Consider the following 25,594-nt stretch of genomic DNA (forward strand, 5'->3'; position numbering starts at 1 on the left):
GCCTGACTCTTACTGGATGTTGGAACTGATGAAAGCTGTCTGGCCTTACATACGAATTGCGGTATCGAGATACTGCTGTTGCTTCAGGTGCCTCAGCATCACGCGTCCTTCGGGCATAAACTCGGTGCCGTAACGTACGAGGCCAATGCCCTTAAGCTCAGCATCAATGGCATAACGCAACTCTCCTGGCACGTGCTGTTCGAGTAAAGTTACATTGAGGGACTGCAAACGGGGTTCATACTTGAGCAGGACACCGGCCAGCGTATCGATCAGCTCGTGGGCTGTACCCGGCATGCCTTGCAGAATTTTGGTCATGTCCGGCAAACCATAATCTGGTAAATGGGATATGGTCCCGGCTCGGGCGTTCAAAATACGCTGGATGTTATCCAGTACAGATAAAATGACCTGGTCTTCTTCGTTTACAACTTCAAGGGGAAGATCCCCTGTAAAGTTGCCGGTAAGAATTTCATATAAAGATGGCGTTTTTTGATTCATAATATAGCAAATTATTTTAAATGATAGAGATTTAGGTTCTAAGGGATGTGAATTATCTTATGTTTCTTCTAAGGATTTTTTTGCAAAAATAATTATTGAACAACCGGGTAATGAGGAACAAAACATCAATATTACTCGAAGTGGATTTGTTCCATACCAAGAATAAAGCATAAAGATAATAACCAGGCCAAAGATTACTGAAGAGTGCTTTGGTTTTATAGATGTTGCTAGAAATGTAATGGGTATGATAATGTATCTCATATAGAAGATTACAAATCTGAGTCCTCCCCCCTACTCCTTGGTGTAAAGTAAGTTATGTACCATTCGTAACCCAAATGATGCACTGCTAGAACGATAATACATCCAAGGAAAGCTATTATTAGTTTTACTAATTTTTTTATTTTTTGCATTCAGGTAAAATCCAGCCTGAAAACCCGCTGTCAGATGGGGAAAGAAAATCAATGCCTGACCATTCAGGTGCAACTAAATCAGAGAACTGACACTCCCAAAATGCCAAGCTGAACTTTTTATTTTTTCTCCAGTTTTATCATAGACGACGAAAAATGATTAATTTGAAAAAAGACGTAATACCCGTCCTACGCCGCCAAAAGGCTTGTAGTCAGGAATGTAAGTAATAGCATAGCAAGAGTTGACCTCATTCCATATTTTTTCACTGGATGTAGATTTCTTATAAGTCAGTGTCTTTATTGACAGAAGAATAATAGATAGTGATACAAAAAAACAGAGTATCAATTTCACTATGAGCTTAATTGAGCTAAGCATGTTTTTATTCCATCGACGAATGTTCTTTAATGCCAATATTGTTACATCTGGTCATTTGATTATTTTAAACATGAATTGCTAAGATGTTAATGGCATTCAGGAATATGCCATCCGTCCCATCCATCACTTGTAGGATAAGTTGCGTTCTGTCCATGCCATTCTGGGGCCACCAAATCAGAAAATTGAGACTGCCAAAAATACCATGCAGAGTTTTTTATTTTCTTTCCATTCTGGTCATACACAATAAAGAAGGATTGATTAGAAAACAACCTCAACACCCGTCCAATTCCACCATATGGACGATAATCAGGAATATAAGTGACCAGCTCGCACTTTTTATCTCGACTCCATATTGAATCATTCTTTATTGCGCCTCTATAAGCCAAGATTTTAACAGTCATTAAAATAAAGGAAAAAATGATCGCTGAGATAAAGATCAGGAAAAATATTTCTTTTTAAGTAATTATTCATTTATGTTTTTTCTCTTCCAGAAAGAATATTCCTCCATATCTATCTTGCTAAGATGAATGATAATATTTGTAGGGATTTTCTTCACTGTAGAGTATACAAAAAAATCTCCAGTTTTATAGGTGCTCTTGTATTTCCCCCTGTATTTGACAAATGATGAGTTTGTAATCCTAAAGTATCTACAACCGTCCTCATCGATGAATTCTTTTTTCATAAGTTCGCTAATCACCCCGGGTTTGATGACCCCACACTCTCCCCAATATCCCAAAGGTTGATCATCACCATCATTCATAAATTCGTAGGTGTCCCTGACGTACAGTCCCAGTTCTCTAATCTCCAATCTCATAAACCCTCTTTGATCTCTTGTTACATTTAGATTTGTGAATGCAACTTTGATTATGAAAGAGCCCAGAGCACCGTATACATCATCCAGACTATCAGTCGCCTTCTCCCACAATGTACTACCAATTTTTATAAAGTTAAACTGACTTGTCTTATCCAATTCGATTGCTGACATATTGTCATAGTTCACATAACAGCTTTTTAGCTCATTGTTAACCAAAAACCCAGATTTTTCCAACCTATTCAAAATATAGCAAAGTCCATTCGAAAGCTGATTTGTAATTTGCTTTTTTCGCCCCAGAAAATCGTCATACTCAATGACGCTTGAAACTTTCATTACAAAGTTATCATAGATTGGTTTTATTCGTGAGGATGAAGTTAATAACCATTCAAATTCTAAATCGTCGAGAATGTGCTGTTTTTGTATTGTGCTGATGTCGATTTTGTTAAGCTTCTCCTGCTTACTCATTTCATAATACGGGTCATTGAACCACTTTCGCATAAAACTAGCTGCAATTTTCCAACCTTTCTTCTCCATTACATCAGGAATGTCCGTTATTTTGAATATCTTAACGGAGATGATTTCTTTATTTTCATCCTGGTTAGTAAGTTTTGATTTAACTTTCATATCAACCATAGAACTATCCTATATATAATGAATTTTGCTTTAATATGGTTAACTCGATATCAGCTTCTTCTGTATGGCTTATAAAGCCAGTGAGACCTTTCTCGCATGAAAACCCTTTAACTACCTTACCTATAGACGATGTTAATTCATATCCAATATTTGATATTGGTTCTTGTGTTCTATCATCAACAAGAATAAAGCTCCTGCGAAAAGCATCGCCTGGCCCTGGTAAAAATGGAAGTTCTGGAAACTGAGGACTGCTTCCTGCTGCCATAGTCCGCTTCACTTTGCGTATGTACGACGCCGTCGTACCATACTCGACCTTCCCGGCCTCGAGTCGCAGATAGCTTCCGCCGCCGATCAGCGTGATACGTTTTTTCCCGGCGAACAAAATGTCACTCACTGAGCTCAGCGTCAGCTTCTTCTCAGCAAACAACCGCATACTGGCGTTTTGCGCCTGGACATCTATTGGTCCTTCTCCGGATTTGACGCTCAGTTGGCCGGTGCGGGCAAAGAGCCCCAGTTTTTCTCCGGCCAGCGTGGTTAGATTGCCCATAGTTCCGACGCTGATATCGCCCCCGGCGTTGACGACCACGTTTCGTGCTGCGGCCAGTTGCATATCTTCACCACTGGTCAGGGCCATGCCTTCCGGGGCTGAGAACTGCAACGCCTCGTTAAGCGGTTTCAGCCGCTGCTCAAACATTTGTACCTGGCTGTCGACGTCCGCTTTCAGGGCCTGCGCTTTTTCGGCGGCCATTTCCAGCTGTTGCAGTTGCTGATTAAGCCTGTCTATTTCCTTCAGCGCGGCATCCATGTCCAGGGCTTCGCCCTGCGCTTTCGCCTGTGCATCTGCACTGATGAACAGCCCCTTTCCGGCGCGGATAACCCCGTGTTCATCAGTGCGCAGTTCGCTACCGGTGCCGCGGGATTTGCCCTGATTGTCCACCAGGTGCCCGCTGTTGAGCTGCGTCCTGCCGTATTCCGTGGCGAGCTTGATATGCTCCTCGCCACGTTTGTCCTCCATCCGCAATTTTGAGTTAGCGGGTGTTCTGAGGATATTTCGGGTGTGATTATCCCGGTTCACGAGGTCCGGATGTTCGGAGTCGTGCAGTGCGTACGCGATGTACGGCAGGTCAATATCGCCATTGCTATACGCAATGGCCACTTCAGTGCCGTCAATGAGCGGCGTATGCCAGCCCAGCGTGTCACCGACAGTCGGCTTCGCCATACGCAGCCACAGATACCCAAAGCCCTGCTCTGTTCCTTCGAGGTCGAAGTCCGGCTTTACCCGGTAGCGACCCTGCTCATCCAGGTGCGCGTAGATATCATTTTTCTCCCGGCTCTCGACGCGGGCCGGAAGTGTGCCGTGGATTTCAGGGCGCGGGATTTCAGTTGGGCGGAAACAGTAGCGTTCGGTATAAGGCATCCCCCAGACCGACACATGCAGACGGGAATCACGGGCCCCCCGGTAGGTCACCAGGGTGAGGATAACGCCCTCTTTCAGGGCAGTTATGACATCGCCCTGCGGCTCAAGCACCTGTCCCGGCGCAAGGTGGGCAGCGTTGCTGAACAGGTGAATGCGGGTCGTTCTGTTCAGCTCCCGCTCATGATGGAGCCGGGCCCAGAACGCGCCGGATTCGGTCTCCGGCTCCGGGCTGGTGTCATCACCTGCGTCACGATAAGGCGCTGCGTAGCGGTAATGCTCTCCGGTGGTGACCGCGTCGTTACGCACGCTGACCGTCGCATCCATCGGTGTGGAGGCTGTCCGGTAGTTATAATCCCGCGTGGCGACCGTGCCGGTGGCAAGGGTGTGCCAGGTTCGTACATCCCAGACCGACTCTGCCGCACCGTCAAACAAACCCGATGGCTCGCTGTAGGGCAGGCGCACATCAAACTGGTAGTTAAGCTGGCTGTCGGCCAGTAAGTACGTATCCAGACCGCGCACGTCGTCCATCACCGTACGCCAGTAAATCCCCACTTCAGACAGAATGCGCTGGATAAACTCAAGGTCCGTTTCACGCCACTGGGTGATAATTTCACGCGGCGGGTAGGTGCGCTCCAGGCGGAATTCAAAATCGGGTCCCTCCAGCCCGTGTTTACGCAGCACCTGCTCAACCACCTCAGGAACGGACTGGTTCTGATATAACGCGCACTGTCGGGTGTATCCCAGGAGCGACAGGCGGGAACTGAGCGTAAGACGGTAGTGGGACTGATCCTTTGAGGTGGAAAGCCATTCCAGGCGGGTAATAATACCGTGGACATTTTTACCGCTCCGCATCCGGAAAGAGGCATATTTCATCAGGACCTGTTCAGGGGGGATATTCGCCTGTTGGGTCGTGAACTCAATATCCCATTTGAACGGTTCGCTCAGTGCTTCCCTGCCCCGAAATCGCAGAACATCCGGTTTTACCTGGCTGTCGTTGATATCCAGAAAATAGCGAGTCTGCCCGTCAAAAAGCGCCAGCCAGTTATCCATTATGTCACTCCTTTACCGGCACGAGGCTGAGCCAGCCGTCACCCAGCTCGATGGTCCGGGGTTTGTCCGGATCGAGGTCGTCACGGGTCATTACCAGACACCAGCGGTTGTCCTTCTGATCCGGTCGGTTAAACAGCCCCACCACCGCCACGAATTGTGCTTCTTCATCCATGGGCATATTCAGAGAAACGCTGCCGTTGGGCATCACCAGCAGCTCTTTTGATGCCAGTACATCGTCCTTAAGTACCGTATCGGCATTGCGCAGCAGCGTCTGGTAATCGGCGGCATCAACCGCTTTCCGATCCCTGAGGAGATAAACCCGCACCATTGTTGCCAGCGGCGTCTGTGCGGCATCGGCGTTAATGGCCGTGCGTGGGGTAAAATCCAGATGCAGCGTTTTAATTTTCTTATAGAAGATGGATTTCGTGATGCTGACCGTACCGTCCGTGACGGTCTGCGTCAGACCGCAGCCTGCGAGCAGACCACAGGCAATAAGCGTCAGCGCCCACCAGCGGGTTACTGTTGCCATTCAAAAGTTCCTTTATTGAGAGAGGGAATACGTGATTAGTCGAAGCGGTAATGTCCGTCTTCTGCGGGTTGCAGTACAGAATAGTGAAGCCCTTCATAGCAACCCAGGTTGACGGTCAGACTTTCCCGTGGCGTATTGAGTTTGCCTTCCTTCAGACCCAGTAAACCGGTTCTGCCCAGCTGTATACGCCTGCCCTTGCCCAGACGAGGCTCAGGGAGCAATCGCACAGGCACGGTGAGGCGCACTCGGGCGTCACTGCGGTAGCCGAGGTAGACACGCAGCAGGACCATCAAATCGGTATGAAGGACACCACCGGGTAACCAGCCTTCCGCCTCGTCAGGATCCGCTGTCTCCAGTGACACCAGGACCCGGCTGCATGCTTCTTTTGCGGTTTTACCCAGCGTGGCTCGCTGCGAAAGACGGATCTGGCTCCCGATACCCAGCCCGCTACGGTTATCGATATGCACCTTAACCGGATCGGGTTCGGTGATAATTGTCCGGGTATTCGGTGCCAGCAGGCTCACCAGGGCCCGGATGCCTTCAGCATTGCGGGTGGGTAATCGCATGGTGCCCAGCAGGGCCAGGAAGCGTGAAACCGGCGTTGCCACCTGCTCAACCGTGCCCGGTATACCAAGGCCGACCAGCCCCAGCAGACACTGTGATATGGCATCGCGGCCACCTGCCTCGAAGGTCGCCGGATAGGCGTATTTTCGCCAGATCCGGTAATATTGCGTGGTGATCCGGTGGCTGAAAATATCCAGAAATGAGGTGATCGCCTCGTGTCCTTCACGGCGCTGCGCAATGTCGTCCAGGTAGGACGTCGGCAGAGGCGAATCCACGCCATACATGCCGAGGAATGTGGTGCGGACGGTCGGCGGCAATTCCGGATGGTCTTCATCGGTTTCAACCGCTTTCAGGGTACTGACCGGAAAACCCATACCAGGCCAGGGCCTGAAACGCACCGGATCGTCGCCCGGATGGCTGGTGGTACCCAGTTTCGGGGCGTCCGGATTTTCCTGCTCCAGCAGTTGGCAGAAACGATAGAAATTGGCCCGCCAGATATCTTTGTTAAGGGCCAGCGTCAGCCCGGTACGTGCTGGCTGTGATTCTCGCGCCATCTCAGTCGTTTCCCTGTCGGTTGCAGCACCAGCGTGAGCTGATTAAAGAGGTGAATATCGGCATAGAGCGCGAAGAACCGGTGCAGCATCTCCCCGAAGAGATTCACATCACCCTCGCCTGCAAAATTATCCATATTCAGCGTGACCTCAATGTCCACGCCCCGGAGCATAAAGCCCTTCTCAAAACGGCGGATCAGGGTGTGCTTCACGGAGACGATTGCTTCAAGCCGACGGCGGTTCATTTCATCGTCAGTCCAGTCATAGAGCGCCAGCGTCCCCCGCAGGACTTCAGGGTTATCCATCATACTGAGGAAGTTTGATCCGAGGTGACTCATCACCCGCCAGTGGAAACGGTCGTTTGCCGGGGGATACAGTGGCATGGTGGGGGCCGAGAGGTTCAGTACCCTGACGGGCACTTTGCCTGCTTTCACGGCCCTGTCCAGCAGTGTGCTTTCCAGCGCCTTACGCGGAAGCTGCCCGTTGGTCCCGGTTATTCGCATCGAAAGGGATTCCGGTTTATCGGACAGCTGCTCCAGCTCGAACGAGCGGCCCCCGAGAATTAACCAGGTATCATACAGACCAGAGGGGCCGCGTTTCACGCGGGTATGGAAGTAACGCTCAGGGGCATCGTGGCGCATCATACCGCCACGGTGGCGGAAACTGGTGAACGGTACATAGGGGTGTTTGCCATTCTTCACCGCACCGTGGATGTTATCGACGCTGTAAATCTCGGTGTGACCATCCTGAAGACGCAGCGGCCTGAGCAGATATTCATTATCGAGCGGATCCAGGGTCAGCGGGTCGGCTTCCAGAGTGAAGAGATTAATGACCGGTGCACAGTGCAGACGGAAGTTTTCTGTCTCAAAAGGCAGATCGGATGGCCAGGCTTCACTGAGCACAATATCGATTTCAAACCAGGTGCTTGTGGCAGAAAGCCCGATGCTGTCGAGTCCACGTAACTCAACAAACATAAACTTCGGACGGAAGCTGAAATATTCCAGCAGCAGCTGGTAACCACTGAAGGCGGTATCGGCTTTCTTCCACAGTCCATCATTGTCATCGAAGCCCATGGGTTTGCACCAGCCATCGAACTGATGGCGTTCGATGTAGGTCCCGGCGTGACGGGCATACATGGCGTGAACACGACGGGTCATTGCCAGATGCAGCGCATAGCTAACTGGACTTTCTGCATTGAGGAAGATGGCGACTTTGTCGATCCCGGCTTTACTCCAGTCCACTTTTTCAGGGCATTCGAAGCGCAGACGGATAGCAGAGCGGCCATCGGTTTCAGTATGGAGGCGGGCATCTGCAAGGTGCAGCGGTTGTAGCGGCACATCGCGAGTCGTCCGGTACTGACAGGCGGTCTTGTGCGGCCCGACAGGACGAGACAGAACGGAGAAGCCTTCAGCCAGCATTTCGGCCTGACGCAGACTACGCCAGTCAGGCGAGAACTCGACGATGGCCAGCGACGGGATGGTCCGCATATAGTGTGGCCACAGCAGGCTCACCAGACCTTCGGTCAGCTCTGGCAGGTCGTCATCAAGCTTTTCACGCAGACGGCCCATCAGGAAAGCAAAGCCTTCGAACAGGCGTTCCACATAAGGATCGCGGGCGCCGGGTTTATCCAGATTAAGCATCGCAGCACGATCCGGATGAGCCCGGGCAAACTCTTTACCGGCTTCTCGCAGGTAGCGCATCTCTGCTTCGTAATAGCGCAGGGTTAAATCATCCATGCACGGCATTCCTGAAAATTATTAAAGAGAACATTAGCCACAGAGCACCATGGCACGGGCCGGGTCAATGGCGATCAGACCTGCCAATAGCGTATCCATCTCAGGCATCAGACGGGCTTTATCAGATTCGCTGCGACCGGCTTTCATGCGTAGCAGCTTCAGGCGTCGAGCCTGGACTTCAAATAACAGAGCGGGCTCCCAGTCTTCCAGCGTCAGCAGTGGCGCACGGGTAGTGAGTTCACCAAGCAGATGAAGCGCCATATCGTTTCGGCCATACTGCTCTGCCACCCGGGCCATGAGCAGGCGTATCAGCCAGCGATGGCGCGGGGTATCCATCCCCGGTCGGGACTGGAGCCAGGCAAGCGCTGCTTCAGGCCCTTCGGTGTCTCCCTTTTCCATGGCTTCGGACTCAAGAAGCAGCACATCGTCCGCCTGACCATTAACGACGGTAGCGGATTCATCGCCGTACATCAGGCCCTCTTCATTCACTTTTTCAGCAATCCAGGCAGTAGTGACTTCGTCGGCAAAGGGAGTGCCGTCATTCCATGCCAGCCCTTCAAGGCCCGGGAGGCGTTTAAGCAGCAACCGCAGATCGAACAGGACGGAGTCTGACCAGGTATCCCAGGGCTGACCCGCATGGCTGAGCCCCTGCCAGAGATACCACTGGAGATCGAGCCAGAAATGATTCACGCCTTCGCAATACATCTGGCTGGCCTGCTCAACCAGCTCGACCCAGTTTTTCTGAAGGTAAAGGCGCTTCAACTGAGCTCGATACTCGGGTTTAGGCGGTACCAGGCGGGTGCGCCCGCTACTGTCCAGCGGAGGGATCTGATCGACCGTATCCCACCGCACGGTATTTATCAGTCGATGAGAAGCCAGCCAGCCCTGCGGCTGCTCGCTCAGCCAGCGGGAAAGTAACTTTGCCTGGTCGAGTAAATCGCGGCCAGATTTCACGGCTGACAGCTGCGGTGAATCAGAATGGGCAGGTTCACGCCCGTGCTCCTGGGCACTGCTGTTCTGGGGGACCAGCGCTTCCATGCCACCCGAACGTGCCAGACGGTTTTCAAGAGCGGTACAAAGGCCTGCAAAAGACGGTTTCTCGGCTTCCGGCCAGTCAGCCACTGTGGATTCAAGCAGGCTGATGACGCCAGCCGTCAGACCGGCATCATTGCTGTCCACCTCGGGCCATAACAGCAGTGCATCAATCACTTTTGCACTGTTCAGCCACTCCAGCGCAGCTTTACGGGCTACGGGACGCCGGGGATGGCATGCCTGCCCGTAGCGGGTCAGCATCGCGACAAGCAGCAGTAAGCCTTCGGATAACCCTTTTTCACCGTCGCGGCTGAGTCGGGCCTGCACGTACCAGGTCACGACACGAATGTCTTTGGCGCATTCGCAAAGACACTTCTGGGCCAGCTCGCACAACAACGCTGAATCGGTACCTGAAAGCTTGTTGATCTCCTCACGCATCAGCTGAAAATTATCATCATATGCGGGATCGTCCCCGGTTTCTGCCCCAGAGGTGAACGGGTGCAGCCAGTTATCCCAGAGCGACAGGGCATCATTTGCCCGCGAGATGAGGCGCTGCCTTTCTTCCTGCCTGGTGGCGCAGGCGGTTAACAGATCTTCCGGTGAACTCATTCTTTTTCCCGTTTGTTTTGTCTCTTTCATAAACCTCACGACCGCTTCCAGAGAATCGTCGTCCTTAACATTGACGATTTGCGGTAGCTTCCATTTCAGCAGCATACTTTTCTCCTCCCCCTGAGTGGGTTTGGCCTTCTAGTAGCTTCACCAGAGGGCTTTTCTGACATGGGGACGAAGGCGCCGATGGGGCGCGGAGGCGCTGTCCCCTGGTGTACCTGGCGCTGGATTATGCTTCAGCCAGTCGCTGAGCCATGCGCGACACTACCGAAAGGTCATAAACTGGCATGGGGATGAGGATTCAGTTTCGTGCCATCGGTTCACTTTGCTGCAAACACCCTGAGACCAGCCTTCAACCTGTTTTGCGAAAGCCCGTGCCGGGTAAATTTTCCCGCCCATCATTACTGGCGCTCTTCTCCGCCAGCTGCGACGCTAAAGATAGTGTCGGGCAGCGCGAATCCCTGAAGTTTCAGCAATGCCAGGGGACCTGTACCGAGCTCGCTACGCATCACAAACTTCAGAGGGTTGCCATCGGTGGTGATCCACACCAGTTGTGTACGGCTGGCGTCAAGCGGAGTGATGAGAGCCTTGTCCAGCAGGCGAATGAAACCCCAGTTGCCCTGGTTACTGGCATACAGCTGCATGCCGCTGTTCACACTACGCCAGCTGAGCGACACGCCAGGATAGTAAGTGTTTCCAGGCCAGGTGAAGCTTTGCCAGCTTTCCATCTGATTGAAGTAATCCAGGTTCTGCTCATCGAGGGTAAGCTGCACTCTGGCAACATCCCGTGAAGGACGCGTCATCAGTTCGAAGTGAACACCCGCATCGCCTTGAGAAAACACGATATCTGACAGTTCCGCCAGCTGATTAATCGCCCGGAGGAAATCCGGGCTGACAACCATCCCCTGACTTGCGGAAAGGTCAACGACCCAGCGATTTCCCTCCTGGTGGAGGATCCCGCCAAGATTCGTTTTCAGGAAGGTCGTGATTCGACCCGAGTCGCTACGCAGGAACTGAGCCAGCAACGGCAACGAGGCATCGCTGCCGGTGGCTTTAAACGGATAGCGTCCCGCAAAGGCCTTATTCCACTGTTCGACAATGGTCGACTGCCAGCGGGCATTGAGGCTTCCCGCAGCCGGGGCAAGTACCTGCCGCCAGGCCAGATCAAGCGGTTGCACAAATAACGACTGGCCAAATCCATTCCACTCCTGCCCCAGACTCGCCGCAACCAGACTGCCATAGTCGCGGGTATCGGTCAGATCGATGGCTTTGCCCTGGAATACTGTCTGGGCCAGCATCTGCGACATGGCCTGCGGATCCGGGGCGCTGGTAACCTGCTGGAGTTTCAGGCGTACCTGCGTGACGCGGGCAAGCCAGGACTGGAAACTGAGGTTACCGTTGGCACCGGTGCCCTCTTTACCTTCCATCAGCCCCATCAGCGGTCCAAACACCTCATCAAGCGGCCCTTTTGGGCCCTGTGCCTGTTCAATAAACTGTCTGGCATTTTTTTTCTGACCGATTAGCTTTTTCGCTGAGTCCACTATCGAATCAGCCAGTGCCTCACCTTTCTGCCCTGTTTTTCCCTGCCAGGCCAGCGTGTTCATCAGTGCCACCAGCGGCGACTGACGGACATCGCCGATCAGGTTGAGCTGGGCAATCGCCTCAGAAAGTGACGTGGCTTCCTGCCACTGAATGCTGTTGACCATGTTCAGCCAGGCATTGCCAAAATCGGTAAAATAGCGTTCAGTCAGGCGGGCTTTCAGCGCCTCCGGGGAGATATCGCTCCCTGTCTGGTGCGTCTTATCCGTCAGTACCCAGTCAATTTCATCACGGCGTGTCTTGACGACCTCGTTAATCGCATCCTGAACCTGCTCTTCCCAGGCCTGGCGTGTAAACATTCCCGGGACGACTTCGTCAGTGCTGAATACCGTTGAGGCATCGGTGTCGCCTGTCATATCGGCAAGCGTTAAATCAGGCCAGTTGCTGGCAACCCGCTTCAGCATGTCCTGGTACAACCCGGATTCAGCGTTACGCTGGCCAATCTGCTTGAGCAGGATCTGACGGATCGTGCTGATTAATTCCGCGTCAGGCTTAATTTTCCATTCCGGATGTGCCGGGAGGTTTTGCGCATAAAAGCCCAGCAGTTTCGGTGCGAGGTCCTGCCATGTGCCATCCGGCACATTCTGGCGTTTCGGTAAGGCTTTCAGCACGTTTTTTGCCAGCCAGCCTGCGTCCGCTTTGTCCGGACGGGCCAGCATCAGATAACTTTTGAGCACGTCGTAGGTATGCTGTGTACCCTGCATTCGGGCATCACTGGCAGGAGGAAGTTGCACAAAGGCATTCAGCTGCTGCCTGAGACTTTCTGCGGTGGCATCCCTCATCAGCTGTGCGTTATTTTTCGCATACAGCGGCCAGAGTGCGACCAGCGTGTCGCTGTCCTGATTAAGACCAAATCGGGTATACCATGGAGCGCCGGTCGCCTCACGGTGTTGCAGACGGGCAATGGCTTGCTGGAGTACGAGCTGGTTGTGCAGGCGTTCTGCCAGGGGTTTTGTGGTATCCGCTGCCTGACTCGCCGTTTCCTGTGCATGATAGATCTGGGTACGGTTAACGATCAGGGACAGCAGTGTACCGGCCCCCCACAGAACAATCAGGGAAAGGAGAATTAACCGCAGCATCTTCAGCCAGTCGAAGCCCAGCTTTCTGCCGCTGACGGCATCACAGTCATCAATGACGGCTTTCCAGGTCGGTGTGTCGAGGCGTGTATTTGGTACCGTTCCGGCAACGGCCAGTTCGGGGCTGAACATGACACCACGTAAACGCCAGGCCGCAGATCCCTGCATCAGCCCGCTGAGTAAAGCAGCCAGACTGGCTTTCAGCTCCTGCCGCAGTCGGAGGGACAACTGAAGAAGACCAAAGTCAGCCGGATTATTCAGTATCTGTGCCATACCTGCTTTTTGCAGGTGTAGCGCCAGTGTAGAAAACCCTTCACCCGCACCTTTCACGGTGCCTTCCGGCCCGAATATGACCCCTGTCGCAGTCGTTTCCGCGTCCTGATGAACACCGGTAGCCTTATCAGTCAGCCACAGCCAGACAGGCGCCTGCCAGCCAAGCTGATGGTCGGCTTTCTGGCGGCAACGCAAGAAGGCATCCCGCTCGCTGTCCGTCGGGAGCGCTGAGGTACTCATCACCTGAATGATGCCATCAATCGGTTGCCCGGATCGCAGGCGTACCAGTTTTGAAAGGAAGATCTCATCCGGGAGTGACTGCGCATCACCGCCATAAATCAGCACGTTGCCGTCGCCTTCCTGCCAGAGGTCATAAGACAGGCCCGGGGCCGCTTTCTGGACGTCGTCCGGATTACCCATCACCAGCAGGATTCGCACTTTACGCTGCCAGCGACGGCCATAACGGAAACGGAGGTGCTCAGATACGGCATCCTCGCTGAAGACAGGCTCTTCTTCATCATCTTCGCTCGCAATGGTGCCTGTTGCCGGGGCGACCATCTGAGCCTTTTTCTGACCCCAGTGGAAATACAGCCCCGATTTACCTGCGAAGTCGAAAGCCTTCTCAATCAGCCAGCCGAATAAAAGCATCGCGGCAACCAGGATGGCACTGAACGTGAGGATCCGTTGCCCGTCATACGGCCCAAACCCCGTGGCCGAGGCGACATTTTCCGGAAAGGCATAAAAGAGAAATGCCACGATGACCGTCAGAAAAAAGGCGACAGTCACAACGGAGCCGATGAGTGTTTTTACTTTTACCTTAGACATTTTTGGGCGTTCCCTTGCGAACTTCTTCTTTGGTGATGACCGCTACCCAGATGTCGTCTTTGTCAGCGGCGGGTTGTGCGGCGATAACCTGCACTCCGCGCTGTTCAAAGGCTGCATCGGCAAGCGTGATGGCGACCCATGGGGCACCATGGCCGGTATAGCCCAGCACGGGATCGATACTGGAATTGTCTTCTGAAAGGCTAAATTCCACTTCGCTCTCTTCACAGGCATTATTCCAGCCGCTGCCCGACGTCAATGTGGGACCGGAGATCCAGCTTCCTTTGAGTTCATTGGGCCGGGTCTTCGCCCAGAGCAGCGCCCGGGTGAGCGTCTTTGTGAGCGTTGTTTCTGTTCCCCTTTCGGGGCGATGAAGGCGGAGCGCATCCGGCCAGGCATGGGCTTTGCGGTTGCTCAATACCACCATTGATACAGCATCAGCATCTTCTTCCCGGGGAGACGTTGGTAACGACAGCGTGATGGCAACCAGAATGCCCGGGGTGTCCCATCGCTTGTCCAGCCATGTATCAAACGCCCCCAGCCCTTTTCCGGCCATCAGGCGAAAAATCCTGCCGGTCTTTAGTGAGAGATCGGCCTTAAGCTGTTCTTCAATCAAGGGGTACAGGTCGTTATCACAATCCAGCACCAGCCAGCATGGTAACTCCGGCGGAAGCGGCTGAACGATCCCTTCTACACGCGTGGTTAGTTTAGCCACCGCTGCTGTCAGGGCCTTTGTTAAATCAACTTGGTATTCTGTTAATGCCGCGTATCTGATCGGTTTGTCACATCCTCTTGGGCGGGAGAAGTCGATAGCGGGGGCAGCGACTTTCATTGCCTCAAGCAGGTCATCGGCTTTGTTTCCGGCGGGGGCCTGAATGTATGTGCCGAGGATCCATGCGCAGCGCTGACCGCGCAGAATTTCACTGTCAATGAGCGCTTCTCGCTCGACATTTCGGGACTCGGCTCCCACCTGTTCGGCTTTATAGGCAAACCGGCGTAAACCGAAAATAAGCCCCCAGGTGCAAAATGGAAGACCCAGTGCAGTGAACCAAAAGACAAATCCTGTTCTTTCTGATGTCCAGCACCATAGCGTGAGTGCTATGCCTCCCAGCATGATAAATGCCAGGAACAGCAGCCAGCGCCAGGTACAAGGACGCGCTACCTTAGGGGCCTGTTCAGGGATGGCATCCAGCCAGACGGGCATAATCAGGCAACCTTTGCTGCGGCAAATGAACTGATCAATGTGCAACCACAGGCACATTTGTGACCGTGAAAGGCTACCGGGATACCATGATCAAGGTAATCAGGGTTTCCTTCTACGATGGTTGTAGGGCCATGCCCCGGAAACGGGCAGGACACTTTGTCGCCTTTACGGGCAACACCGATACCACCGAATTTCATCGTATCGGAAGCGGTCAGGACCGAGCCGCCGTGAGTGGTTTTATCGCCTTTACGGATAATCTGGAGCATTATTAAATTCCTCTTCCTTGTCTCTTAACTAATTCATCATTCTTTAATTCCCATGTCTCAGTTGGGATCTTTTTATCCGTGCCGTCAATAGAGATTGAAGGGACTTTTATTATGAATGTTTCTGGGCCATTGGTTATTGATGGGTAATGCCCACCACAGAAGTCAATTGTCTTCAGATGTTTGAATTTCTCATCATCCGTTTTGCTAAACACATGTAATGGGCCTCCATCGCATGCATTCCCCATTGGACTATCAATAAATACTATTATTTGTTTGCTGGCTTCGTACAAATATGAATGCGACCATACTGATGGTGCGCGATAAAACTCACACTTGTAACTATCAACAAGTTCGTCATTAATTTTTATGCTACATGTATTATTTTCTGAAGACGTGTTTATCCTTGGTGTTTCATCTGCAATAGCAAGACTATTAAATGTGAAGAATGCAAATAAAATACAGAGCAATAATTGTGTTGGTCTAAAGTCCATTTGACTAGCCTAAATTAACATTTATTACTGAGTTAGGGTTGAGTTTATTAACTCAACCCTGGTCGTCCTCTGATGCATGCCGTATCCGAATTTTACTACTGTCGCTTTCTCGTTATGCCGGAGCTTTATGAGAGGCTCATTGGCTGTTACACCCTTCCAATGATTCTATTAATTTCACATATCCACCATTATTAAAATTAAATAAGGCCGTTTTGCATACAGGACTATCACTCTTGTTGATTGAGATAGATTGACCGGTTATTGCAATCATAGAACTATTTTTATAAGCATCCATCTCAAATGGAAGGCCAACAGGGGTACCATTATCAGAAATATCTGCATAATTATAACTACCATTATTATCTGATGGTAGTGTTGCTACAACTTCCCCTGATAGTTTATCAATAACCCAGCCACATACCCAATTATCACGAAGGCATTCTTTACCATGACCTCCAAAGGCTGTATAGATTCTAAAGTGCCCTGCAAAGTTAACAGGTTTTTTTAGTTGCTCTTGGACTGTATTTTTCCAGTGTGGCGAGTACTTTTTCTGCTCTTTATTAAAGTGAATATTTTGTTCAAATGGACCGTTGCTTACGGGAACCAGGTAGTCAGTAAACTGAGGATTAGAACTGTCTTGTGAGTACGCTCCAAAAGACAAGAGCATACATGACACAAAAAGCAAAAATTTGTTTGATTTTTTATTGCATCCCATTTTTAGAATCCTCAAGAGCTTTAATCATCGTGTCTGGTAATAGGTGAGCTTTATTCAATCCATCGCCAGCATAGTACGACTCACCCTCTACTTCTGCCACCCTTGGTACTAATTTGTATTTCTTTTTACCATTTTCATACACTGGTAATCCGTTTGCATCCAACACTGGTTCTTTTTTGGGGCTTATACTCTTTCCTTTACGTACACCAGCTGATGCAAATTCTTTCGCCCACGCATAAATCGCATCTTCAGCGCTTCCGTTACCCTCAAGATAATTAATAAATGCTGGCCGCTTCAATTTAATCAAAAACTGCTCAAATATTTGATCCTGCATCGCAGCATCGTATAGTTTCGAAGTATCAAGACTAAGTGCTTTTACTGCACTTTTAAGCGTCTCTGGGATTATCTGGAATCGACCTGTGGCGAACATATTTCGTTCTCTTTGGGCATCAATTACTTCAGATATTGTCATTTTTGTGAGGTTAGAATTATAGTGCGGGACGGATTTACCTGTCTTTGTAACATTGTATGCCGAATAATCATTTTTTGACTCGACACTTCCTAAAAGGTTTGCAAACTTGCTATGTGCCCAGCCAGTATTTTTCTTTATTAATGCACCAAGAAAGGCAATCGGATGCATATGCCATAATGAAGGGCCTAGTTTTTCGGATGTAACATCCTGCATCCAGGCCATTTTATCAAGAAAATCTTCGCTATATTTCTTCCATTCTGGGGCTTCTTTTTTCAGCGCATTGAGGAAAGGTTGCCAGATAGCATCACCTTTTTTGAAGTACCAGTCGCTTGGATGTTTTACGATTGTTTTCTGAATAACGTCACGATAGTCGGGATTGTGAAGTGCTCTCCAGTACTCCATTGGCGAATATCGGTCACTTCCGCTGTCAATTTTATCCAGCAGACGCTGATAATTATGCTTCACAAGAGCATGACTGGTTCGCGTATCATCTATCGCGGCCTGGTAGAGCGAATCGATGAGGTTACGGAAGAATCCAACAGGCTGGTTTTTCCCATCCAGGTAATCAAAACTGGTAGGCTCTGAGGTTTCAGTTCTGAAGCCTAGTTTCGCCAGATCATACTGTGACAGAAGTTGAGGCTCCGCCTGGCCTTTGGGCACATAGGCATTTTCCAGCCGTAGCTGCCAGTATTCTTGCTTTGTTGAGTTATCAGTTTCAGTTGTGACCTTACTCAACGGTAGAATGCCTGTCCGCGTTGTCGACGTCGAGCCCTTTGCGAAGGAGCCCTTCGCAACATCTTTTGTGAAAAGAGCAAGGCCAGGAGAATACTTCAACCAGAGCGGGTTTTTCTCCCCCACTTTTTCCGGGTTGGTCAGGAACTTCTCCAGATTATCATCCATGCTCGTGCATTCAATATGTACCTGGTATCGTGCCTCATAACCACCGTCTTTTGGTGCCTGATAGTAGCCCATGTGGCCAATCGGGTCACCGGCCTTAATAGCAAATGGAGAACTGAGGCTTACTGTCTTATCGAATACCATGACTTCCTTTGCGGGAGGAAGCAAATGCCGCCACCAGCCTGGACCGGCCCCCGGCGCTGGCTTAATATTGTTGTTATCCACAACAACCCAATAGCGCTGACCAGGTGTGAGGGTACTGCTGGTTTCTTCTGGTAATCCTTTCAGTGTTACAAGGCCATATTGTCGCTTGTTATTTCCTGTGGTGTTAAGATTGCTGTCTGCTGGGTCCCACTCCACTCTAGCCCCTTTAGGCATGTGCCCTGCAATTTGTGGAGAAGTTTTATCTGAAGTCAGTTTTGCCGTCAGCCAGTCCATTTCAGAATATGCTCTTAGTGTATCCTGAGTGACCCACTGATTTTCTGCGTTGGCCTCATAAGCTGAGTAAGGCGCAAGGTGCATATACAGGGTGTAGAAATGCAGCCCACTGGTTTCTTTCTCACCCGGCTGAATATAGTGCTTCACCAGAACGAATGAGCCCGAAAAACTCAGTGGACCGGATTCCCACCCCAGCGTCAGGTAATCCTTGCAGACGCGATAGGCAATAACTTCACCATCTGCCATACAGCGTATCGCCTGTTCGCCTTTAAAGGGTACCGGGAAATCCATCGCCTCCAGCGGAGCTTTACCACTCAGAGCACACCATGGCGTTGTGGCTTCGGTGATATGGATCCCGCCATGCCACATTCCGCTGCGACCAATCGTGTACTGCCCGGTAGACTCGCCTGCTAAATGAGAGAGGATACTTTCCTGATTGCTGAACTCGCTTCCCCGGCTGTTTGAGGGGATCGGCCAGACTATTTTTATTTTTCCTTTCGAAAGAGTAGTTGCGTTTTTCTTTTCATTAATTGATGATGCGTAGCGATAAAGCGTATAAGCAATCTTATTATCGCGATATATCTGAGCAGGATAAAATCCTTTTTCCTGAACAAAATCAGATACCCAGTGCTTACCATTAAACATCGCCATATGACCATGTACATGATGTGGTGCCGCCTGAATGACAACTACATCACCCGTTTGCTGACCAGAAATTGTGAATACACCGCCACTACTAACTGTTGTGGTGTTATCTACAACTTTAAAGTTATTTTCAATCAGCCATGGACCATAGTTTTTAGCTGACTCAATCGCAGAGTTTTTTACAGACGCTCCACCAGCAATCAATGCTTTTTTAACATAACGGGCACATTTCGACTCGCCGTATTTAAGCTTTTTATCAATCCCTTTCTTAAAGTTCTCAGCGTTAATTTTAGCTCTCGCGAGCGCCTGTGTGTTCAGAACGCCAACTGCAATATCCTTATTAAGCATTTAGTTATCTCCTTCAGCCTTTTGGGGGCAATAAATACTGCCTTTGAATGTAGGCTTAACAGAATCGAGCATCCATTTTCCCCCGGCTTTTACTAAACTAACAGCATACAGAGACGTACCTTTCCCATAACCTAATTTAAGATTCACCAGTGCAATATGGTCATTGGCTGACACTGTTTTCGTACTAATGTTGTTTTTCCATTCCTCACATATATCTTGAGCATCGACAAAATAATCCGCACCTGAATCATCATTATCTCGTAAATTTCTAAGATGTGCAGTTGTATATTTAGCAATTGCTTTCAGGGAGAGATCATTAGCTGATTCCATGTCAGACATCTCTTCTGCGACCAGGTAATCATGGTAGAACGTACTTACAACTTCGTCAGGTGACAAAGTCCTCTCACCTGAGGCCAAAGCAATATAAGGCACACAAAGTAAATGACAAGAGAGAAACATTACCTTCAACATAAACACCTCTTCAAAAATGCTTAACTCAATGCTCCGGTTAATCTAACCGAATGGTTAAATATCACCTCATACAACCTTAATATCATTCCGTTACGCTGGTAATTTTCCAATTGCCATTATCTTTTTTAAGCGACACTTTAAATCTTGCTTTAGGTTCAGAGCCATTACCCAAAACAACGTCAACCAATGAATCGTTTCCTTTTTGTGCAACATCAAAAGTGTTTATATTTGTTCTCCACGATAAAAACACATCTTGTGATTTTGTGAAATAGTTGACATCAGTCTCACCCCAAATTCCATACCAATCGCAGCTATAATTACCTTTATCCTGTTTACACTCGTGCTTCTGCGCACATTTCTTGGCTAATTCTGATTCGGAAATCGAATCATCAGAATCATAATTACACATGGCGGAGTCATTTATGCTTTTTGCTAAATCATCAGATAAATATATTTTGACTAATGCTTCGTTACCACCTGATTTATCCTGAAGATATGCAGAATAAAAGTCATGCACTATACTCTCGGGGCTTTTTGATTCATCAGCCAGTGAAAAATTTGAAAATGAAAGCGAAAATAGGAAAACAAATGCAATGCGGAGTTTATGAGTCAATGATTTCATTTTCGACTCTCAATCATTAAAAGATTTACTGCTGATTTTGCTTTCCTGAGTGATATCCGTCAGGCTGAAATTAGGTGTTTCGTTGGGAAGATTTGCGCCTGCACCTGGCACCAGATAGTTAGACGTTTTCATAATGAACTCACCAGATGAGCCGTGTTCAATGCCGTTCTTACTCAGCCTCAGGTAAGACCCACCACCGTTAAGCGTCAGTGTTTCAGGCGTGCTGATAATAATTTCGTCTTCACTACTGGTCACCGTCAGCTGCTTTTCAGAAAACAGGGCCATCGTGTTGTGCTGAGCCTGAATCTCGATGTCACCCTGGTTGGCAACCAACTTCGCCCCGTCTTTATGCACAAACAGACCAAGCGCTTTTTCAACGCTCACGGACAAATTTTTCATCGCACCGACATCAAGATGCTGCCCTGCATTGATCATGGTATTGCGGGTACTGCAGAGCTGAAGGTGTTCACCTGAGGTAAATGCCACGCCCTGTGGAGCACTACCCAGCAGGACCGCAGACTGGAGGTCTTTGATTTTGTCGGTTACGAGGCTAATCTGGGTGCTGATGTCGGATACCAGGGCACCGGCTGCTTCAGCGGCGCTGTTCAGGGCCTGCATCTGGCTGTTGGCCTGGTTAATCTGACTTATCGCAGGTGCCATTTCCAGCACCGGCCCCTGGGCTTTGGACTGCGCATCCGCCGTCAGGAACAGCCCTTTTGCCGCACGTACAGCGCCATGTTCATCCGTTCGCAGTTCAAAACCGGCCCCGCGCTTTTCACGCTGGCTGTTGACCAGGTGTCCCATGTTCAGCTGCGTTTTGCCGTATTCCGTCGCGAGCTTGATATGCTCTTCCTGGCGCTTATCCTCCATCCGCAGCTTATTGTTCGCCGGAGTGCGCCAGACGTTCCGCGTATGATTGTCACTGGTGACGTGGTCCGGATGTTCTGAATCATGCAGGGCATAAGCAATGTAGGGACGATCCGGGTCTCCGCCGTCAAATACGATGGCCACTTCCGTTCCGTCGATAAGCGGGGAGTGGAATCCGTAGGTATCACCGGCATAGGGTTTTGCCAGCCGAAGCCACAAATAGGCATAGCCCTGTTCCGGACTGTTGCGGTCGAAGTCCAGTTTCACCCGGTAGCGCCCTTCCGGGTCGAGCCAGGAGTAGGTATCGCCTTTCTGAGTGCTTTCCACTCGGGCCGGAAGCGAGCCGGATATGACCGGGCGATTAAGTAATGCCGGACGCCAGCAGACGGTTTCGCTGTAGGGGATGCCCTCAAACGTCAGCGTAAAGCTACTTTTGCGTGAACCGCTGGTGCGTACCGTGGTGATGACGATACCGCCTTTTACGGCATCGGGTAATGAGCCGTCCGTTTCCAGTACCTGACCCGGTGCCAGATGAGGGCTGGAGGAATGACCTTTGACGTGATACTGCGCGTTCAGAATGCGTTCGTGACGCAGACGGGCGAAGTATGCCCCGGTATCTGTACTTTCAGCGTCACCTGCTGTCAGGAAGGGTTCCGCGTAATGATACGTTTCCCCGGTGGTGATCCCCTCTTTGCTGAAAATACTTTCGGCGCTGTCCTGAGGCGTCAGTGCATCACGGTAGTTGTAGTCACGGGTGGCCACACTTCCGCTTACCACGTTATATGCGGTCTGAATATCCCAGATGCTCTCCTGCCCGCTGTCACTCATCCCGGCCTGGTTGCGTAATGGCAGCGTGACACCAAATTCATATTGCTGCTGGCTGTCCTGAAAAATCACCACGTCCTGCTCAAGACGGCTGTCCATTTCATAGCGCCAGTAAATGCCCACCTCCGCCAGCAGGCGCTGGATAAATGCCAGATCGGTTTCCCGCCACTGGGTAATGAGTTCGCGGGCCGGATAGTCACGAGACAGATGGAACTCAAAATCAGGACCTTCAAGTCCGTGCTTACGCAATACCCGTTCAACCACTTCTGTAACTGACTGATTGAGGTAGATTTCGCTCCCTTTTGTATAGTCCAGAAGGGCGATACGGGGAACGATCGTCAGTGCGTAACGGGTCTCATCATTCGAGGTGGACACGCGCCGAAATGACTTAACCACGCCGAATATCGTCCGGACCGGCAGCGCTGGTGTCCCGTCAAACACGGGTGTCTGGAAAGTAAATGACGCCGGTTTCAGCAGTAACGTGTCGCAGGCGATATCCGCAGAGGTGCAGGTCACCGCCACGTCATACCGCCAGGGCTGGCTGAGTGACTCCACCGCACTGAAGCACAGCACATCCAGAAACTCAGTGCAGCCATGCACGTCAACGCGATAGCGTGACTGGCCCAGCAGTTGTTGTATCTGGCTGTTTGCCCTGCTTATTAAAGAATCGGTCATGACGCCACCACTTCTGTATTTTCATCGAAGGCCAGCACAATGCCCTCTTCATCATCCCAGGTCAGCTGTAGCGAGGACGGCTTTTGTTTTGCCGCCATATGGCTTAATAACTGCTGGCTCAGAACCGGCAGGATCTGCTGATTAAGCAGGCTGTCCACGTTGCGGGCTCCGGTGTCCGGCAGCAGACACGCTGTCGTCAGCGTGTCGAGGAGGCTTTCATCAATGTGAGTGGAAATACCGTAGTGCCGTTGCAGGCGTGTGCTCACCTGTGCCAGCTTCATACCGACGATGGTACGCATGGCATCCGTTGCCAGCGGGCGGTATATCACCGTCTGGAAGCGAGCCAGCAGCGCTGGCTGGAAGTGATCGCGCAGGATCGGACGTAACAACTCGTGCAGATCGCTCTCCGTGGCTTCTGGTTGTTCTTCCAGCAACTGCATCAGCGGGTCACTGCCCAGGTTGGAGGTCATCAGGATCACGGTATTGCGGAAATCAATTTCACGCCCTTCCCCGTCGCGCATAAAGCCCCGGTCAAACACCTGATAAAACAGGTTCATCACATCCCGGTGTGCTTTCTCCACTTCATCCAGCAGCACCACGCTGTAGGGCCGCTTGCGCACAGCCTCGGTGAGAATGCCGCCCTGGCCGTAACCTACATACCCCGGTGGAGAGCCTTTCAGTTGCGAAACGGTGTGCGGCTCCTGGTATTCCGACAGGTTGATAGTAATGAGCGATTTTTCACCGCCATACATAACGTCAGCCAGCGCCAGTGCGGTTTCTGTTTTACCCACTCCGCTTGGCCCCACCAGTAAAAACACACCCTGCGGACCGTTTTCCGGCGTCAGTCCGGTTTTTGACGCTCTCAGGCGCTGGGCAATGGCATTCAGTGCAGGACTCTGGCCAACCACACGGGTTGCCAGCTGTTCTTCAAGCGTCAGTAATTCGGTTTGCTCGTCCTTCATCAGCGACGAGAGAGGAACCCCTGTCCAGTCGGCGATCACGGTCGCGACGGTGCGGACATCAACATCCAGACCCAGCAGTGGACTGTTATTCTGAATCTGAGAAAGCTCGTGCTGAAGGGCGGAGAGTTCCTCCTGGCGGCTAATGTCTTCACGGCAGGCTTTCAGCGAGTCGGTGAGCTGCTTCTCGGTCTCATACTGTGACTGAAGGGCCATTTTTTGCTGACTGAGCGCCTGGGTCCGTTGTTCAATCTGCGGCAGACGACTGGCATTAACACTGTTACCCAGCGAAATATCTTCCAGTAACTCCTGCTGCTCCATGCCAAGCGCAGTCAGTTCAGCCTGCAACCGGGTAAGCTGTTCCGGCAGCGTGTCCAGGCTCATCCGCACCCGGGCCGCTGCGGTATCCAGCAGGTCCACTGCTTTATCTGGCAACTGGCGTCCGGTCAGGTAACGACGGGACAACGTCACCGCTGCGCGGACGGCATCGCCGGTAATATGTACACCGTGGTGTTCGGCATAGCGTGATTTCAGGCCACGCAGCATCAGGCAGGCGGTGTCATCATCGGGCTCATCAACCTTGACCATCTGGAACCGGCGCTCCAGGGCTGCGTCACGTTCGAAGTACTGCTTGTACTCACTCCAGGTAGTGGCCGCAATGGTGCGCAGTTCACCGCGAGCCAGTGCCGGTTTCAGCAGGTTGGCTGCATCTGCCCCGCCCGCCTGATTACCGGCACCAATGATAGTGTGTGCTTCATCGATAAAGAGCAGCACCGGCACCGGGGAGTGCTGGACGGCGTCGATGATATTCTTCAGTCGCTGCTCAAATTCACCCTTTACACCTGCTCCCGCCTGAAGCAAGCCCAGATCCAGGGTCCTGACGATGACAGGCTTAAGACTTTCGGGCACATTACCTTCAGCGATACGCAGCGCCAGTCCTTCAACCAGGGCCGTTTTACCCACGCCGGGTTCACCGACCAGGATCGGGTTGTTCTTACGGCGTCTGGAGAGAATGTCCACCATCTGACGGATTTCGTTATCGCGTCCAAAGACCGGGTCAATCTTTCCTTCCCGGGCACGGGCGGTCACATCGACCGTAAAGCGATTGAGAACGGACTCTTCCTGTGAAACGGCAGGCTGCGCACTTACGCCTTCAGCCTGGTGTTGTGCTTCATGCTGTAACGGTGCGGCCCGCCCAATAATGCTGACATTGCCAGGCTTCTCACTGAGCGCAACGTCATGCCGCTCATCCGACTGGGCTTCCAGTAAGGGACGTAACCTTTCCAGCTGGCTGGTGGTCAGCGTCATCAAAGGCCAGAGGCCATCACAGCGTGTCAGTCCGGACGTCTCAACCATGGCCGCGAGCAAATGTACGCTGCGGATCTGCTCATCTCCGGCAAGCGTGGCGGCAAGCCAGGCCTGTTTCAGCAGGGTCTGGAGAGACGCTGAGAGCTCCGGTCGGGTGCGGACAGAACGTGGCTGTGCATCCAGCCAGCTCAGGAGTGACTGCCAGACGGTATCCATATCCCATTCATAACGGCGGGCGAGAACGGTCAGATCACCTTCGCCCTGCTCCAGTAATTTTAACAACCAGTGCTCAGGTGTGATTTCTGCATGCGCACGGGTCTGGCATAAAGAGGCTGCACCTTCCAGCGCTCTGGCGCAGTAAGGGTTAAGTCGTCGTAACAGGACTGCTGAATGATGTTCCATGTCGTT

General features: G+C 51.2%; 17 protein-coding genes. All 17 read right to left on the reverse strand.

Annotated features, from left to right (window positions below):
• Positions 1 to 45: 45 nt before the first annotated feature.
• Complete coding sequence (tssE, locus tag QE396_RS08865) at positions 46 to 495, reverse strand: type VI secretion system baseplate subunit TssE (protein WP_020884756.1); 450 nt, start codon at positions 493 to 495, stop codon at positions 46 to 48.
• A 1,246-nt stretch (positions 496 to 1,741) separates the two neighbouring features.
• Positions 1,742 to 2,725 (reverse strand): DUF6402 family protein, encoded by a 984-nt coding sequence (locus tag QE396_RS08870; protein ID WP_020884757.1) that lies wholly within the window; start codon positions 2,723 to 2,725, stop codon positions 1,742 to 1,744.
• A 4-nt stretch (positions 2,726 to 2,729) separates the two neighbouring features.
• On the reverse strand, positions 2,730 to 5,192 hold the full coding sequence (locus QE396_RS08875; RefSeq protein WP_020884758.1) for a type VI secretion system Vgr family protein: 2,463 nt from the start codon (positions 5,190 to 5,192) through the stop codon (positions 2,730 to 2,732).
• A gap of 4 nt (positions 5,193 to 5,196) precedes the next feature.
• Positions 5,197 to 5,721 carry a type VI secretion system lipoprotein TssJ gene (gene tssJ, locus QE396_RS08880; protein ID WP_020884759.1) on the reverse strand — a complete coding sequence of 175 codons (525 nt, stop codon included), beginning with the start codon at positions 5,719 to 5,721 and terminating at the stop codon, positions 5,197 to 5,199.
• A gap of 35 nt (positions 5,722 to 5,756) precedes the next feature.
• Complete coding sequence (tssG, locus tag QE396_RS08885) at positions 5,757 to 6,839, reverse strand: type VI secretion system baseplate subunit TssG (protein ID WP_020884760.1); 1,083 nt, start codon at positions 6,837 to 6,839, stop codon at positions 5,757 to 5,759.
• Complete coding sequence (gene tssF, locus QE396_RS08890) at positions 6,803 to 8,572, reverse strand: type VI secretion system baseplate subunit TssF (protein ID WP_020884761.1); 1,770 nt, start codon at positions 8,570 to 8,572, stop codon at positions 6,803 to 6,805. The genes tssG and tssF overlap by 37 nt, the downstream gene beginning before the upstream one ends.
• Positions 8,573 to 8,605: 33 nt before the next feature.
• Positions 8,606 to 10,213, reverse strand: coding sequence for a type VI secretion system protein TssA (tssA, locus tag QE396_RS08895; RefSeq protein WP_020884762.1), 1,608 nt, complete (start codon positions 10,211 to 10,213; stop codon positions 8,606 to 8,608).
• A 401-nt stretch (positions 10,214 to 10,614) separates the two neighbouring features.
• The gene (locus QE396_RS08900; RefSeq protein ID WP_047366242.1) at positions 10,615 to 13,986 is read right to left on the reverse strand and encodes an ImcF-related family protein; all 3,372 of its coding nucleotides are present in this window, start codon (positions 13,984 to 13,986) and stop codon (positions 10,615 to 10,617) included.
• Complete coding sequence (locus QE396_RS08905) at positions 13,979 to 15,187, reverse strand: membrane protein (RefSeq protein ID WP_020884765.1); 1,209 nt, start codon at positions 15,185 to 15,187, stop codon at positions 13,979 to 13,981. Before QE396_RS08905 ends, QE396_RS08900 begins: the two co-directional genes overlap by 8 nt.
• A 2-nt stretch (positions 15,188 to 15,189) precedes the next feature.
• Positions 15,190 to 15,453 (reverse strand): PAAR domain-containing protein, encoded by a 264-nt coding sequence (locus QE396_RS08910; RefSeq protein WP_020884766.1) that lies wholly within the window; start codon positions 15,451 to 15,453, stop codon positions 15,190 to 15,192.
• Between the two features lie 2 nt (positions 15,454 to 15,455).
• Positions 15,456 to 15,944, reverse strand: a complete 489-nt coding sequence (locus QE396_RS08915; protein ID WP_020884767.1) for a hypothetical protein — start codon at positions 15,942 to 15,944, stop codon at positions 15,456 to 15,458.
• A gap of 136 nt (positions 15,945 to 16,080) precedes the next feature.
• Entirely contained in the window at positions 16,081 to 16,659 is a 579-nt protein-coding gene (locus QE396_RS08920) for a hypothetical protein (protein ID WP_020884768.1), read from the reverse strand.
• On the reverse strand, positions 16,646 to 19,459 hold the full coding sequence (locus QE396_RS08925; protein ID WP_020884769.1) for a hypothetical protein: 2,814 nt from the start codon (positions 19,457 to 19,459) through the stop codon (positions 16,646 to 16,648). Before QE396_RS08925 ends, QE396_RS08920 begins: the two co-directional genes overlap by 14 nt.
• The gene (locus QE396_RS08930) at positions 19,460 to 19,930 is read right to left on the reverse strand and encodes a DUF3828 domain-containing protein (protein ID WP_020884770.1); all 471 of its coding nucleotides are present in this window, start codon (positions 19,928 to 19,930) and stop codon (positions 19,460 to 19,462) included. It lies immediately after the preceding gene.
• 82 nt (positions 19,931 to 20,012) lie between these two features.
• Positions 20,013 to 20,552, reverse strand: coding sequence for a DUF3828 domain-containing protein (locus QE396_RS08935; RefSeq protein ID WP_020884771.1), 540 nt, complete (start codon positions 20,550 to 20,552; stop codon positions 20,013 to 20,015).
• Positions 20,553 to 20,561: 9 nt separating this feature from the next.
• On the reverse strand, positions 20,562 to 22,919 hold the full coding sequence (locus QE396_RS08940; protein ID WP_309950774.1) for a type VI secretion system tip protein VgrG: 2,358 nt from the start codon (positions 22,917 to 22,919) through the stop codon (positions 20,562 to 20,564).
• Positions 22,916 to 25,588, reverse strand: coding sequence for a type VI secretion system ATPase TssH (gene tssH / locus QE396_RS08945; protein WP_309950777.1), 2,673 nt, complete (start codon positions 25,586 to 25,588; stop codon positions 22,916 to 22,918). Before tssH ends, QE396_RS08940 begins: the two co-directional genes overlap by 4 nt.
• Positions 25,589 to 25,594 lie beyond the last annotated feature (6 nt).

The sequence above is a fragment of the Enterobacter sp. SORGH_AS_0287 genome (assembly GCF_031453695.1).
GTDB lineage: Bacteria > Pseudomonadota > Gammaproteobacteria > Enterobacterales > Enterobacteriaceae > Enterobacter > Enterobacter ludwigii.

Bases quoted from the DNA above. Each gene is read 5' to 3' on its own strand.
- QE396_RS08870 (WP_020884757.1), bottom strand. From the start codon at position 2,725: ATGGTTGATATGAAAGTTAAATCAAAACTTACTAACCAGGATGAAAAT.
- QE396_RS08935 (WP_020884771.1), bottom strand. From the start codon at position 20,552: ATGAAATCATTGACTCATAAACTCCGCATTGCATTTGTTTTCCTATTT.
- tssF (WP_020884761.1), bottom strand. From the start codon at position 8,572: ATGGATGATTTAACCCTGCGCTATTACGAAGCAGAGATGCGCTACCTG.
- QE396_RS08900 (WP_047366242.1), bottom strand. From the start codon at position 13,986: ATGTCTAAGGTAAAAGTAAAAACACTCATCGGCTCCGTTGTGACTGTC.
- QE396_RS08915 (WP_020884767.1), bottom strand. From the start codon at position 15,944: ATGGACTTTAGACCAACACAATTATTGCTCTGTATTTTATTTGCATTC.
- QE396_RS08940 (WP_309950774.1), bottom strand. From the start codon at position 22,919: ATGACCGATTCTTTAATAAGCAGGGCAAACAGCCAGATACAACAACTG.
- QE396_RS08930 (WP_020884770.1), bottom strand. From the start codon at position 19,930: ATGTTGAAGGTAATGTTTCTCTCTTGTCATTTACTTTGTGTGCCTTAT.
- QE396_RS08920 (WP_020884768.1), bottom strand. From the start codon at position 16,659: ATGGGATGCAATAAAAAATCAAACAAATTTTTGCTTTTTGTGTCATGT.
- QE396_RS08875 (WP_020884758.1), bottom strand. From the start codon at position 5,192: ATGGATAACTGGCTGGCGCTTTTTGACGGGCAGACTCGCTATTTTCTG.
- tssA (WP_020884762.1), bottom strand. From the start codon at position 10,213: ATGAGTTCACCGGAAGATCTGTTAACCGCCTGCGCCACCAGGCAGGAA.
- tssJ (WP_020884759.1), bottom strand. From the start codon at position 5,721: ATGGCAACAGTAACCCGCTGGTGGGCGCTGACGCTTATTGCCTGTGGT.
- QE396_RS08910 (WP_020884766.1), bottom strand. From the start codon at position 15,453: ATGCTCCAGATTATCCGTAAAGGCGATAAAACCACTCACGGCGGCTCG.
- QE396_RS08925 (WP_020884769.1), bottom strand. From the start codon at position 19,459: ATGCTTAATAAGGATATTGCAGTTGGCGTTCTGAACACACAGGCGCTC.
- tssG (WP_020884760.1), bottom strand. From the start codon at position 6,839: ATGGCGCGAGAATCACAGCCAGCACGTACCGGGCTGACGCTGGCCCTT.
- QE396_RS08905 (WP_020884765.1), bottom strand. From the start codon at position 15,187: ATGCCCGTCTGGCTGGATGCCATCCCTGAACAGGCCCCTAAGGTAGCG.
- tssH (WP_309950777.1), bottom strand. From the start codon at position 25,588: ATGGAACATCATTCAGCAGTCCTGTTACGACGACTTAACCCTTACTGC.
- tssE (WP_020884756.1), bottom strand. From the start codon at position 495: ATGAATCAAAAAACGCCATCTTTATATGAAATTCTTACCGGCAACTTT.